The following is a 14,282-nucleotide window of genomic DNA, read 5'->3' on the forward strand; positions in this document are numbered from 1 at the left end:
AAAATAAATATTACATATGAAAAAAAATTGTATTAATTGCAGCATTAGCCCTGGGTACTTACCTGGTTTCTGCTCAGGCTCCGGAAAAGATGAGCTATCAGTCTATTGTTCGCAACGCCTCCGGCCAGTTGCTGTCCAATCAAAATGTAGCTGTGAGAGTGAGTGTTTTGCAAGGTTCTGCCTCGGGCACTGTTGTATATTCAGAGAGAATTACAGGCACAACCAATGTGAATGGTTTGGTTAGCCTTGAGATAGGCTCCGGAACGGTTCTTAGCGGAACATTCAGCACCATTAACTGGGGCGGAAATTCCTATTATCTGAAAACGGAGACCGACCCGGCCGGCGGCACAAACTATACTGTTACCGGTACAAGCCAGTTATTAAGCGTCCCTTATGCATTGTACGCAAAATCTGCCGGCGGCGGAGGCGGGAGTTTTGTTCTGCCTTATACCAATACTTTGACAAATGCCACCGATCTATTTACCTTAGCCAATAATGGCGATGGTAGCTCTATTGTAGGGCAGAATAATGCAACCACATCCAGCATTTCTGCAGTAAGAGGTGAAGTTACAAGCACATCTCCTGGCGGTTTTTCATCCGCAGTAAAGGGTATGAATAATGGCACTGGTGGACTGGGGATCGGTGTGTGGGGATCGCAGGCCGGCTCCGGATGGGGTGTTTATGGTGTTACACCAAACGGGCTTGGCGTTTATGGTAATTCTTCTGCGTCTGGTACAGGAGTCTATGCAAACAGTACTGCCGGTACAGGTCTTACCGCAACCAGTACTAATGGGATACCGGCCAGCATTGCTGTTTTTAATAATGCTAATAACAATAATGTGCTTAATGCTTCTACAGTGGGTAACGGCACTGTTATTAATGTGTCTACAACAGGAAGTGGTGAAGGAATTCAAAGTTCTACGATTGGTGGTTTTGCCATCCATGGGATCGCTAATCAGCAATCTTCTGCAGGAATTGTAGGTGATAATGACGGTAACGGTGAGGCTGTTGTTGGCAGAACTACGAGCAATATCGCCGGAGCTGTTGTTGGGCGCAATGACGGTGGTGGGTATGGTGTAAGAGGATTTATATCCGGTAATGCTAGTGGTACAGCAGTCGGAGTTTTGGGGCAGATTGGTACTAATAGCAGCAAAGGACGCGCAGGGCGTTTTGAAAATTTAAATAGTTCTAATGACAAAAATACTTTTGAGGTAGAGTCTAATGGTAACGGAAACATACCAGATAATACCCAGGGCAATGTTGCCTCGTTTCTTTCAAGCAATACAAACAGTGTGAGTGCAGGTGTAAGAAGTGAAGTGAAAACTATTTTTGGAAACTTTGGAGCAGCAGGTATTTTTGGTGTCTCTTCAGGAACCGGCGGTTTTGGCGGCCTGTTTCACGCATCAAATACTACAGGTAATGGCCGGGCTCTTGTGGCAATAAGTGATGGTAACGGTGACGCATTTCTTGCCAATGCAGGTAAAGACGGAGATGCTGTAGAGGCAAGTGTTGATGGCGCAGGACGTGCTGTTTATGGTTGGGTGCCTTCTTTCAGTACCGGTAAGGCAGCGGAGTTTAAAAACTTCAATACCTCCAATACCAATCCTGTTTTAACTTCCACTTCAGTAGGGAATTCTATAGCAGGCGATTTTTTCGTAGATAATACAAATGGTACATCAGCTGCCCTACATGGTAAAGTGAATTCTATCTTTGCCAACTTTGGTACCGCCGGAGTATATGGAGAATCTGTTGGAACAGGTGGTTATGCGGGTCTGTTTTATCAGCGCAATGTGTCATCCGGGACTAGTGCTGTTATTGTCCTTAATGACGGAACTGCAGATGCGCTGACTGTGAATGCAACACAAAACGGTGATGGCATCAGTACATCGGTTAACGGTACGGGTTCTGCTATTGAGGCTTCGGTTCCTAATTTTGGGCTTGGCAGAGCAGGATATTTTAGGAATTTTAATACAGCCAACGGACAGAGTACCCTGGCTGTTACAAATGCAGGAACAGGATCGGCATTTTTTGTAAATCACACAGGTGCATCAGGCAATCTCGCTGTCTTCCAAAGTGAAAGTAGTAATATGGCCAGAATTAATAAAGCGGGAAGGGGGTTTTTTAACGGTGGAACACAGAATAGTGGTGCCGATGTGGCCGAAGCCTTTGATGTGGAAGGACATTTTTCAACCTATGAGGCCGGCGATATTTTGGTAATCTCAACCGATTCAGACAGAACCGTTACAAAGTCAGCGGAGCCGTACTCTTCTCTGGTAGCTGGTGTATACGCGACTAAACCAGGCGTGCTTTTAACCGAAGAAAATATCGATTCTGAATTGATTGATAAAGTTCCTATGGGTGTGATAGGCGTCATCCCGACAAAAGTTTGCCTGGAAGGTGGGGCGATCAAAAGAGGTGATCTGCTTGTGACTTCTTCAGTACCTGGTGTCGCTATGAAAGGAGACGCAGGCAAAATTAAAATTGGGCAGGTTCTGGGTAAAGCCCTTCAGGATTACAATAATCCATCAGTAGGTAAAATAAAAGTTTTAGTAAGTATCAAATAAAATTAATCATAATGAAAACATTATTCATAACAGTAGCACTTCTTTCCGGCAGTTTTTTGCTAAAGGCTCAGGAAAATAAGACCAGTGAAAAACAAGATGACATACAAAACATAAAAGATGCAAAAGCATTAGAGCTAAAAATGCTGAAAAAGAAAGATGATCAAAAGATCGTTAACCAATCATCAAAACTTGCATCAGAACAAGGTATCGAGCCACATAAAATAAGCTCCGGTTCTAATGCTAAATCGGGTAACTTACTACCCAATACAGTTAGCACAGAAGAATTACTTGCAAGCATCCCCGGCAGAAAGAAAAACATGGCACAAAGTGGTGTAAAAACCAGTCAAACAAGTGGATTATCTAATAAAGCAACATTAGAAGAAATCAAAAAGACAATCCCAAAAAATTAATAATTCTAAAATCAAAAGGTTTATCCATCGGTAAGCCTTTTTTTATTTCTAATACTACTATTACCGAGTTGAGCTAATAAATAATATTTTTGCAGACAACCCGTGTTTATGCAAATTTTAAAATCTTATACCAATTCTTTTAAAGGTCTTTCGCAGGAAGTCTGGATGCTGTCTGTCGTGATGCTTATTAATAGGTCAGGTTCTATGGTTTTACCTTTTTTGGGTGTTTATATGACGGATTACCTCCGTTTTTCCTTAGAAAGTGCTGGTTTAGTCTTAAGCTTTTATGGCATTGGATCAGTTTTGGGGTCTTGGTTAGGTGGTTACCTTACGGATAAATTTGGAGAATATTATATACAGAGTTGGAGCCTTTTTCTCAGTGCCCCAATATTTTTGATCATTCCGTTTTTTCCAAGTGTAGAGATGATGGCTGTACTTATTTTTTTGCAGAGTACCATAAGCGATACCTTTCGGCCGGCAAATTCTGTAGCGATTACCAAGTATGCAAAACCTCAAAACCTTACCAAGGCTTTTTCTCTTAACCGGATGGCTGTTAATCTTGGGTTTTCTATCGGTCCTGCGTTAGGAGGTATTCTTTCTGGGATATCGTATAATTTTCTGTTTATTGTTAATGCCATTGCTGCGCTCAGTGCGGGTGTTATTTATGTAATATTTTTTAGGAAAAGAAATACGATCTTTCAAAAACAAAAAAAAATGCTGCCAGTAGAGACCTTTACAGAAAAAGGAAGGTCACCTTACCGAGATTTTCCATTTTTATTTTATAGTTTACTTTGTACTGTTTTTGCCATCTGCTTTTTCCAGTTTTTTAATACAATTCCACTTTTTTATAAGGAGGCAGCAAAACTAAGCCAGAGCACAATTGGTTTTGTTTTGGGATACAGCGGTTTTATAATCGTTTTGCTTGAGATGCCATTGGTGAGCATTGCGGAAAGAACACTCAAGATGCATCAGGTTTTATTTGCCGGGATTATACTGTCTGGATTGTCCTATCTTTTACTTGTGTTGGGCAGCAGTATTCCGCTCCTTGTGTTATCGATGACAATTTTGTCAGTTGGCGAGATATGGGCATTACCCTTTATGTCAACAGTTACGGCAATGCGGGCAGGATTAGGCAGCAAAGGCGCTTATATGGGTCTTAACGGTATTGCTTTTTCATTTTCTTTTATCATAACCCCATTTTTAGGAACGTATATAGTCAGCCATTTTGGGTTTGATGTATTGTGGTATGGATCTTTTACTGTACTATTAATTACGGCATTTTTGATTTTCAGAATTGTTAAGCGGATGTTTGTAAAAACTTACGATCAATAATAAAAAAAGCAGTACAAATTTTTGTACTGCTTCTTCTATTTTGGAGTTTAAATATTAATTTCCGGCTACCGACCTTGGAACTGTATTGTATATCTGGAAATCAAATACAAAAGTCCGGTCTTTCCAGCTGTAACTGCCATAAGCATAGTGTGCATCTCTGGCAAAAGCAGCTCGGGAAGGTACAATAATTACCCCCTGCATATTATAATCTGCCGAATCATCCAAATCAAATGATTTGAAGTAACTAAGCCCCTCGCGCAAACCTTCTATCTCATAATAGGTCCTGTCGTAAGATGTACTGTTCGTTGTGTTTAGCTTATCAATCATAGATTGTTTTGCATAATAATAAGACGGGTCATACACTGGCACGCCGGTACCCAATATCGTATTGCTGAAGGTAACATCAGATGTTAAAGAAACAACGCCTGTTTCTGTGCTTTTCAAAGCGATATATGACGTTGTATTTTGCATGATTTTGATCGCATCATCACTGGCAATGGTTTTCCCGGGGTTGGGCTGTAGACTGTCAGCTCTCTTTATAATGATAACACCAGATGGTAACTTCTGCAAATCATAAGAAGAAAGTTTTTTCTCATTATTGTCGGTATCATCACTATCACTAAAAGCAACCACATTTCCTTTGGCATCAAAGTAATGCTCATCCAGAAACTTAGCAATGGCAGTATCATCCCATTCGTTTTGTTGAGTTGTATTTTCAGCCGCTACAGTAGTTGATGCTGTATCATCTTCATCCTTTTTACACCCTTGTAATACCATTACAGACAGTGCAAGTCCCCATAATATTTTCTTCATTTTTTTATTATCGTTAAATTGCGTTGATTTTTAACGGAACAAAAGTATAAAAAATTATGAGAATAGATAAATTTTTGTGGAGCGTAAGATTTTATAAGACAAGAACTCTCGCAGCGGATGAGATCAAAAAAAACAGAGTCGCAGTAGGAGAGAGTGCTGTAAAATCTTCCCGGGAAGTGAAAACAGGTGATCTGATTAAAATAAGAAAAAATCAAATTGATTATAAAATAAAAGTCTTAGACATCCCCAAAAGCCGCGTTGGTGCCAAACTTGTCCCGGATTATGTTACCGACATGACCGATAAAGAACAGTACGAAATCCTGAAAATGAGACGTACCTCACAAGACTATTACCGCCAAAAAGGATTAGGCAGGCCAACCAAAAAAGACCGCCGTGCTATGGATGATTATTCGGATGACAGTAATGCAGAAGGTATGGATAATGACGACTGGGATGTTTTTTTTGATAATAACAAGCAGGATGATGAAGATTAGATCCTAAGGTGCTTTATAATTTCATCAGAGATATGGGCAGCCTGCTTTGCGTCTGTATCTATTGTAAAATGGGCCTGGGCGTAGTAGGGGTTTCTTTCAAAAAGATGCTTGGCAATAAACTCGGGGATCTCATGATCTTCAAATTTGGCAATCAGCGGTCGGGATTGTTTCTGTAGAAGCACACGGTCCGTCAATGTTTTTACAGAAGCCCGGAGAAAAAAACTGGTGGAAGATTGATTAATAAGCTCCATATTGTTGTAATAAACCGGTGTGCCGCCGCCAAGGCTCAGGATAATATCATCTTTTGATGATAAAATCTCTTCCAAAATATTTTTTTCCTGTCTGCGAAAGTAGATTTCACCCTTTTTTTCAAAAATTTCTGATACCGGTAGCAATTCCTGCTCAGAAATTTTCTGATCGAGGTCAATTAATTTGAAATTTATTTTTTCGCTCAAGTTTTTGGAAATGTGAGATTTACCACTACCCATGTAGCCTAACAGAGAAATTATCATAATTTTATTTTAAACAAAGTTCTTAAAAAATTTTGAGATTTTAAAAAAAGCCCTATCTTTGCACCACTCAAAACGGAACAACAATCTGTTGCAAAGTTAAGAAGTGGCCGACCTGGTAGCTCAGCTGGTAGAGCAATACACTTTTAATGTATGGGTCCTGGGTTCGAATCCCAGCCAGGTCACAATAAAAAATCCGTAAAGCGCGGGTTTTTTTTCGCCTGTGTGGTGAAATTGGTAGACACGCCATCTTGAGGGGGTGGTTTCCTAAGGATGTGCTGGTTCGAGTCCAGTCGCAGGCACAGAAACTGTAAATGATGATTGATAATCAATTATCATTGATGGTTTATCAATAATAAAAAAAGACCGACCTGGTAGCTCAGCTGGTAGAGCAATACACTTTTAATGTATGGGTCCTGGGTTCGAATCCCAGCCAGGTCACAATTTACGCAAGTAAATTTTTTTCATATTAATATTTTGTGATTTGGTGTAGAAGCTTCTTGTAAAAGAAGCTTCTTTTTTATCCTAGATGCATATTGTCTATTAATCTTACACTTCCTACATGTACTACGATAAAGGCGCGGTAATTTTTATCTTCTGAGAAAAAGTTCACCTCTTTAAGAGTGTCTTCATCAGCAATCAGGAAATACTCCAGTTGCATACCATTGTTGCTGAAAATATCTTCAACTCTTTTTTTGATTTCAGGGATAGATAAGACCCGGAACCAGTCGTTAACATTTTTTAATGTTTTGTATATAATAGTAGAAGCTTCTCTTTCATCAGCAGAGAGCCTCATATTTCTAGAGCTCATCGCAAGGCCGTTATCCTGCCGGTGGATCTTAACACCATGGATCTTGATGTCCAATCCGGAAAGCATAACCAGTTTTTCAATAATTTTCAATTGCTGAAAATCTTTTTCACCAAAATAAGCGTTGTCTGGTCTCACCTGTAGGAAAAGCGCCTCTACAACCGTTCCAACTCCGTCAAAATGGCCGGGTCTTGCAGCGCCCTCCATTTCGTTTTCTATTCCTCCAAAGTTATAATGCTTACTTACCATACCGTTGGGATAGATGTCTTCAACTCTTGGGATGTAAACAGCGTCTACAAATGTAGATGAATCCAGGATTTTAATATCAGCATCTATAGTTCTCGGGTATTTTTCCAGATCTTCGGGATTGTTGAACTGGGTAGGATTAACAAATATTGACGATATAACAATGTTGTTCTGTTGTCTGGCTACCTGGTACAAAGAAAGGTGGCCGTTATGCAAAGCACCCATGGTTGGCGCAAAGCCTATTGTTTTGTGATTCTCTTTCAGATGGTTGATATACTGGGAAAAAGACGCTCTGTCGTAAAAAACTTGCATTAGATTGTTGATTTTTTTTGAATGTCAAAGGTAGTTGTTTTAGTTTTTTGCTGTTTTCTTATTTGGAGGAATTTTTTTAAAATTAATTTTAAATAGAAAAACCAGAGCCGGGTTGACTTAATTATATTGATGGTTATATTTTGTTAAAGAGTATTAATGTTAACTAAAATAAATGTTTTGATTTAATTTTTTGTAATTTTGCAAAATGAAGTTTTTATACTTCTGTTAAAGAAAATTTTATGGCTAATCAAAAGATTTTATACGTTACAACAGAGATGTACCCTTATCAGGAGGATACAAATATGGGGAGTCTGGTTCACAAAATGGCGCTCAAGATGCATGGCGAGGGTAACGATGTCAGGGTTTTTATGCCTAGATTTGGTCAAATCAGTGAGAGAAAATTCCAGCTGCATGAGGTTATCAGGTTATCTGGGATGAACATCATTATCAATGACTTAGACCAACCATTAATTATAAAAGTGGCTTCTTTGCCTGGCGAACGGCTTCAGGTATACTTTATCGATAACGAGGAGTATTTTAAAAGAAAACAATATTATTTTGATGACGAAGGTGCTCCTTTCGAAGATAATAATGAACGAGCTGTGTTCTTCGCCAGAGGTGTTATAGAAACTATTAAAAAGTTAAACTGGGTGCCGGATGTTATTCATCTCAACGGGTGGATGGCTTCTCTTATCCCTATTTATCTTAAGACGTATTACAAAGACGATACTTATTTTAAAGATACCAAACTTGTGCTTTCTGTTTATAATGAAGACGACACTGCCTTGAAAGAAAATACCAAAGAAATATTGGCCTTTGATAATATTTCTGACATGGCATCGTTAGATAAACCAAGTTTTTTAAGTTTTGTGAACGAAAGTATGCGTTATGTAGATATGATCGTAAAAGGTAACGAATTCTTAGATGATAAATTAGAGGAAGCATACAGCAATGCAGAGGTTGAGAAATCAGACTATCTAAATGCAGATTCTATTGCAAAAGTATATTAACAAATCTGTTTCAAAAAATAATGATAAAATTTAAACAATTAATAAAATTGCTCCCATTATTATTAATGGGAATAATTATGTTAAATTCTTGTGAGGGGGAGTTAGACGATTTGGGTTCTCAGTTGGTGGGAGCAAATGGTGCTGATGGCTATGATAAAGCCTTTAGCCTTATCGCTTATAATGTGGATAATAATGATGTCATTCGCGCAGACGGTTCTAAGCTGGACAGTGTCAGGATTGGTGCTTTCAGTGAGCCGGTTTTTGGCGGGCAAAAAGTTTCTTATATTACTCAGCTTCGATTAAATAAATATGACCCGGATTTTGGTAAAAATGCTGTGGTAGATTCTGTAGTACTTACGCTTAAACCAAAATATGAATCGGCAACAGATTCTGTCACCACTAGTACAAATGAGGATTATATCTATCCGGATGGTAATGTGGCTGCTAAAAAAGTAGTTACCACTTATCCGGTAAGCAAATATGGGAAAGCTAAAATAGGCGGACAAAAAGCGCCACTTACTATTAAGGTAAAGGAGGTAACAGACTTTTTGGGAGGTGTATCAGATTCACTTTTCTCCAACAAAGCTGTAGCCGAAGGTACACTTTTAGGCAGCAAAGCGTTTAACGGAACTGTCAATTCAGTAAAAATCACCAAAGATTCCGATAACAGCGACCTGATTCCGGAGATTTCTACTTCGTTGAGGATCAACCTGGATAAAGACTTTTTCCAAAATAAAATTATTGCCAAACAAGGCAATCAGGTTCTTAAGGATGCTGCATCATTCATCAGGTATTTTAGAGGAATCAGTATTTCTGTGGAAGAAAACGACGGTTACCTATTTTCTATGGCACCTAACAATGCTGCACTTACAATCTATTATAAAAATGATGTAACAGCTACCGATGGTACTGTGACCAGAACCAGCCAAACCACAGATCTTAGTCTTGGTTCTTCTAATGTACATCTTAGCCAGATTAGTTACAGCCGTCCCGGAGCATATACTTCTGCGATGAACAGTGCGGTTAATATCAATAATATTAATAATCCGGTTACTCCTAATAATTATGCCAATAAACTATATCTGCAAGGTATGGGAGGCAGTGGTATCGGTATAAAAATCCCAGCGAGTACTATTGATGCACTAAGAACGTTATATAAGAATGATAAGATTGCTATTGTTTCTGCCAAGATTCGCCTTTATAATGATGCTTCCTGGGATAACAAATACCAGAAACCATCCAGTTTACTCGTTCAGGAAAGTATAAAAGATACAGTAAGATTTCTTCCGGATATGACGACACTGGCTTCTGCAGGATACAGCCTGATCAAAACGGCCAATCTCTCAACTGTAGATGCTACTTACGACGTAGGTGTTACGGCAACGATAAAAAATATAGTTGAGCATAATTATGCTTCTCATGATTTGATTATTAATGTAGGCTCATATCTTAGAAGCAGCAGTACAGGTGCATTGTTAGGCCAAAAATACAATACCAGAGCTTATAATCCTTACAGAGTTGTCTTACAGGGAATGACCGACACCAGTAAATTTGGTGAAGAAGTAGATGTCAAAACCTACAAGGGTGCTCAATTATTATTAATATATACAAAAAAAAAATAAATAACTAGGTATGTGTGGAATTGTTGGATATACAGGTTTTCGTGATGCATATGATGTTGTAATCAATGGTCTTCGCCGCTTAGAGTACAGAGGTTACGACAGTGCCGGTGTGATTCTGGAAAAAGCAGACGGCGAATTTGAGATAAAAAAAACCAAGGGCAAAGTAGATAATCTGGTTGCAATCTCCAAGGAACTACATAATACATCCAGGCTGGGGATGGGCCATACAAGATGGGCAACCCACGGCGTCCCAAGTGATAATAATTCTCACCCTCATGTTTCTAATAACGGAAAAATTGCAATTGTACATAATGGTATCATAGAAAATTATGACACCATCAAAACAATGTTGATTAATAAAGATTACAGCTTTAAGTCCGAGACAGATACAGAGGTATTGGTAAACCTAATCCAGTATTTTATGGATAAAGAACCATCTTTAACTTTTGCGGATGCTGTAAGGTTTGCCTTGAATGAAGTGTACGGTGCTTACGCCGTTTCTGTTCTTCACGAAGATTTTCCCGGGCAGATTATTGTTGCGAGATTAGGTTCACCTTTAGCTATTGGCATTGGAGATAATGAATATTTTGTAGCCTCTGACGCTTCACCATTTGTAGAATTTACCAAGGAAGCGGTTTATCTGGAGGAAGGGCACATGGCTACCATATCTTTGACTGATGGCATCGATATCAGAACGATCAAAGAAAATACAAGGATAGAGCCTGTTGTTCAGGAACTGAGATTTAATCTTGAACAGATTGAAAAGGGCGGATTTGAACATTTTATGCTCAAAGAAATTTTTGAGCAGCCCAAATCTATTCTTGACACCATGCGTGGAAGATTACTTGTGGATGAAGGTATTATAAAAATGGCCGGAATCTGGGACCATCTTGAGCGGTTAACCAATGCAGAAAGAATTATCATTATAGCCTGTGGAACTTCCTGGCATGCCGGTCTTATCGGAGAATATTTGATTGAAGAATTTGCACGCATTCCAGTGGAGGTAGAATATGCATCAGAATTTAGATACAGAAACCCTATAGTAAGTTCCAAAGATATTGTAATTGCAATTTCCCAATCTGGTGAAACTGCTGATACGATGGCTGCCATCAAGCTGGCTAAAGAAAAAGGGGCATTTGTATATGGTATCTGCAACGTAGTTGACTCCTCAATTGCAAGATTTACTGATGCGGGTTCCTACACGCATGCGGGCCCCGAAATTGGTGTAGCATCAACAAAGGCATTTACTGCACAGTTAACTATACTCTCTTTGATTGCTATCAAAATTGGTCATCACAACGGTAACTTAGGCAAAGCAGAATTTATGCGCCTTATTACAGAGCTGGATGCTATTCCAAAAAAAGTAGAAGAAGTTCTTAATTCTGTAGATAAAACGGTAAAAGAGATCGCAGCAAAATTTGTAGACGCCAATAACTTTCTTTACCTGGGAAGAGGCTACAATTTCCCTGCGGCATTAGAAGGAGCTTTAAAATTAAAAGAAATTTCTTATATCCATGCAGAAGGTTATCCGGCTGCAGAGATGAAGCATGGCCCTATTGCTTTAATTGATGAAAATATGCCAATCGTTATCATTGCGCCTAAAATTGGGCATTATGATAAAATTGTAAGCAACGTTCAGGAAATCAAAGCCAGAAAAGGAAAAGTAATAGCTATCGTTAACAAAGGCGATACGCAGGTGGCCGCTATGGCAGATTATATTATAGAAATCCCAGAAACGGCTGAGTGTTTTTCTCCAATTTTGGCATCTATACCGTTGCAGCTATTGGCCTATTACATTGCAGTTGACCGTGGAGCTAACGTAGATCAGCCAAGAAACCTTGCAAAATCCGTAACTGTAGAATAATTTCTGATACTATGAAATATTCTTTAACAAATTACGTTTTACATTAAAAATTGATAATTAGTCATAAAAAAAATTATATATTTACCGCTTAATTTCTTTAAATAGATGAAAAGGATATTACTTATATTTTTATCGGCGTCAGTTGTTATTTCTTGTTCTAAGGGTAGCAAAGGTAGTTCCGGTAAGCCTGGTCTTAAAGGGGAACTTATACCACGTGGATCTGCGAAATCATTTGTTGCAGAAAGACCTTACGGAATGGTTCCAATACCCGGAGGATCTTTTGTAATGGGGATGGCAGACCAGGATTTTGCAAGCACTCCGGAAAAAGCTATGCCAAAAACAGTTACAGTATCTTCCTTCTTCATGGATGAAACTGAGATCACTAATGCTGAGTACAGGCTATTCATTAATGCTGTAAGAGATTCTATAGCCAGAGGTCTTTTGGCAGAAGCTGCCGGAGAAGGCGGTGGTGAAGAAGGCGGTAATGGCGGATCTATAGGTGATTATACTTACGCATCTAAGAAAACAGGCGAAGAAGCAACGCCTTACCAGAAATTTCTCGAATCTCAGGGAGGTAGAGATGGTTATGACGAGTCAAAAAAACTAGACTGGAAAGTGCCAATCCACTACAATACATCTGCCTATCCTGATGAAAAATATGCAGAAGTTCTTGAGTCGATGTATTTGCCGGCTGATAAAAGAATTAATAACGAAAGAATCATTGACTGGTCAAAAATTAAATATAATTACCAGTGGGAAGATGTTCTCTCGGCGGTTAAAGATAAAAACAGAGGAGCTAATTATCTGAAGAAAGAAAGTATTGCTGTATATCCCGATACTACAGTATGGATTAAAGACTTTAATTACGCTTATAACGAGCCACTTTTTGATCAGTATTTCTGGCACAACGCCTATAAGGAATATCCTGTAGTTGGAGTTACCTGGGATCAGGCAAGAGCTTTTTGTGATTTCAAAACTAAAATGAAGACCGACTATAATAACAGTCTTAAGAAGAAAAAACAAAAAGCCATGAGATTCCGTCTTCCTACAGAAGCAGAGTGGGAATATGCGGCAAAAGGAGGTATCCAGAATGCAACTTATCCTTGGGGTGGTCCTTATTTGCTGGATGACAGAGGATGTTATCTGGCAAACTTCAAGCCGAAAAGAGGAACATATATTGAAGATGAGAAAAAAGGGAACTACACTTATACAGCACCTGTTAAAAAATTCCCTAAAAACGGTTATGGCTTATATGATATGGCCGGAAACGTTGCAGAATGGACAGAATCTCCTTACAATAACTCCACGTACGAGTTCTCATCAACTCTAAACCCTTATCTGTCAAATCAGGCTTACCGTGAGGTTAAGAAAACGGTTCGTGGCGGATCCTGGAAAGATGTTGGTTATCTATTGATGACCGGATACAGAGACTGGGAGAGAAAAGATTCGGCCAGAAGTTATATCGGATTCAGAACCATCCAGGATATACCGGCTGGTGCGGGGAAATTTGCCAGAAAAACTAAATAACTTATTTAAAATTACCTAACTATTACTAACTAAAATTCAAAAAAATGTTTAAAAATAAAGAATCGATCACAAATTTTATCTATTCGTTTGGTGCTGCTATTGTAATCTTGGGAGCTTTATTTAAAATGACACACTGGCATGTTGGACCTATCACCGGTAACGTAGCATTGGCGGCTGGTTTGATTACTGAAGCCTTAATTTTCTTATTTTTTGCATTCGATCCACCCGCAAGTGAGGAGCATTATGCATGGGAAAATGTTTATCCGGAATTATTGGACGAGACTGCTGAAAGACAGCCAAGAAAAGTGGTTAACAAAGTGGTAGAAAACAAAGAACTTGAATTATCCCTTTCTGATAAATTAGATAAAATGTTGGCGGATGCCAAATTAGACGTTAGCCTTTTTGAAAGATTAAGAGGTGGGATTGATAAGTTTTCTGCTTCTGTAGATCAAATCAACCAAACTGTGGATGTTTCCGCTTCCACACATAAATATAATGAGCAGATGAATCTCGCTGCATCGCATTTAGAAAGTATGAATGCACTTTATGCATTGCAGTTGGAGCATGGTCAGAAACAATCTGAATTCAGCAAAAAATATGTTGAAGATATTCAGAAGTCTGCAGCTCAGTCAGAAAAATTTAATGAAGAATTGCAAGGTTTAACATCTAATCTTAACAATCTAAACAGAGTTTATGGTGGTATGCTTAGTGCAATGAAGTCTTAATCACTATCATTTTAATTTATTGTATAATTTAAATTTATTTTATTAA

General features: G+C 38.8%; 12 protein-coding genes and 3 tRNA genes. 12 read left to right on the forward strand and 3 right to left on the reverse strand.

Going from position 1 to position 14,282, the window contains the following annotated elements:
* Positions 1-89 precede the first annotated feature (89 nt).
* The 3 genes from B0B05_RS01980 (at position 90) to B0B05_RS01990 (ending at position 4,306) form a co-directional block, all read left to right on the forward strand.
* Positions 90-2,564 carry a beta strand repeat-containing protein gene (locus B0B05_RS01980; RefSeq protein ID WP_245799167.1) on the forward strand — a complete coding sequence of 825 codons (2,475 nt, stop codon included), beginning with the start codon at positions 90-92 and terminating at the stop codon, positions 2,562-2,564.
* Between the two features lie 11 nt (positions 2,565-2,575).
* Positions 2,576-2,974 carry a hypothetical protein gene (locus tag B0B05_RS01985; RefSeq protein WP_076781829.1) on the forward strand — a complete coding sequence of 133 codons (399 nt, stop codon included), beginning with the start codon at positions 2,576-2,578 and terminating at the stop codon, positions 2,972-2,974.
* Between the two features lie 108 nt (positions 2,975-3,082).
* A complete protein-coding gene (locus B0B05_RS01990) occupies positions 3,083-4,306 on the forward strand; it encodes an MFS transporter (protein WP_076781830.1) in 1,224 nt (407 codons plus the stop codon).
* A 54-nt stretch (positions 4,307-4,360) separates the two neighbouring features.
* Here the strand turns inward: B0B05_RS01990 and B0B05_RS01995 are convergent, their stop codons facing one another.
* Positions 4,361-5,119, reverse strand: a complete 759-nt coding sequence (locus B0B05_RS01995; protein WP_076781831.1) for a hypothetical protein — start codon at positions 5,117-5,119, stop codon at positions 4,361-4,363.
* A gap of 56 nt (positions 5,120-5,175) precedes the next feature.
* On the opposite strand from B0B05_RS01995, the gene B0B05_RS02000 reads away from it, so the two are divergent.
* Entirely contained in the window at positions 5,176-5,613 is a 438-nt protein-coding gene (locus B0B05_RS02000) for an RNA-binding S4 domain-containing protein (protein ID WP_076781832.1), read from the forward strand.
* Here B0B05_RS02000 and B0B05_RS02005 read toward each other — a convergent pair.
* Positions 5,610-6,125 (reverse strand): shikimate kinase, encoded by a 516-nt coding sequence (locus tag B0B05_RS02005; RefSeq protein ID WP_076781833.1) that lies wholly within the window; start codon positions 6,123-6,125, stop codon positions 5,610-5,612. The genes B0B05_RS02000 and B0B05_RS02005 overlap by 4 nt on opposite strands.
* A gap of 109 nt (positions 6,126-6,234) precedes the next feature.
* Here B0B05_RS02005 and B0B05_RS02010 point away from each other — a divergent pair.
* From B0B05_RS02010 to B0B05_RS02020, 3 genes are all read left to right on the forward strand, one after another.
* Positions 6,235-6,307 (forward strand) — tRNA-Lys (locus B0B05_RS02010).
* Between the two features lie 34 nt (positions 6,308-6,341).
* Positions 6,342-6,424: transfer RNA gene (locus B0B05_RS02015), tRNA-Leu, on the forward strand.
* Positions 6,425-6,490: 66 nt separating this feature from the next.
* Positions 6,491-6,563 (forward strand) — tRNA-Lys (locus tag B0B05_RS02020).
* A gap of 79 nt (positions 6,564-6,642) precedes the next feature.
* On the opposite strand, the gene panC is transcribed toward B0B05_RS02020, so the two are convergent.
* Positions 6,643-7,488 carry a pantoate--beta-alanine ligase gene (panC, locus tag B0B05_RS02025; protein ID WP_076781834.1) on the reverse strand — a complete coding sequence of 282 codons (846 nt, stop codon included), beginning with the start codon at positions 7,486-7,488 and terminating at the stop codon, positions 6,643-6,645.
* Between the two features lie 239 nt (positions 7,489-7,727).
* Between panC and B0B05_RS02030 the strand changes: the two genes are divergently transcribed.
* From B0B05_RS02030 to porL, 5 genes are all read left to right on the forward strand, one after another.
* Complete coding sequence (locus B0B05_RS02030; RefSeq protein WP_076781835.1) at positions 7,728-8,498, forward strand: glycogen/starch synthase; 771 nt, start codon at positions 7,728-7,730, stop codon at positions 8,496-8,498.
* 77 nt (positions 8,499-8,575) lie between these two features.
* Positions 8,576-10,120: a DUF4270 family protein gene (locus B0B05_RS02035; protein ID WP_245799169.1), complete on the forward strand. Its 1,545-nt coding sequence runs from the start codon at positions 8,576-8,578 to the stop codon at positions 10,118-10,120.
* Positions 10,121-10,130: 10 nt separating this feature from the next.
* Positions 10,131-11,984 (forward strand): glutamine--fructose-6-phosphate transaminase (isomerizing), encoded by a 1,854-nt coding sequence (gene glmS / locus B0B05_RS02040; RefSeq protein WP_076781837.1) that lies wholly within the window; start codon positions 10,131-10,133, stop codon positions 11,982-11,984.
* A gap of 105 nt (positions 11,985-12,089) precedes the next feature.
* Positions 12,090-13,511, forward strand: coding sequence for a T9SS ring complex lipoprotein PorK/GldK (gene porK, locus B0B05_RS02045; RefSeq protein WP_076781838.1), 1,422 nt, complete (start codon positions 12,090-12,092; stop codon positions 13,509-13,511).
* A gap of 44 nt (positions 13,512-13,555) precedes the next feature.
* A complete protein-coding gene (porL, locus tag B0B05_RS02050; RefSeq protein WP_076781839.1) occupies positions 13,556-14,236 on the forward strand; it encodes a type IX secretion system motor protein PorL/GldL in 681 nt (226 codons plus the stop codon).
* Positions 14,237-14,282: the final 46 nt, after the last annotated feature.

Origin of the sequence: Epilithonimonas bovis DSM 19482 (genome assembly GCF_900108115.1) — a bacterium.
GTDB lineage: Bacteria > Bacteroidota > Bacteroidia > Flavobacteriales > Weeksellaceae > Epilithonimonas > Epilithonimonas bovis.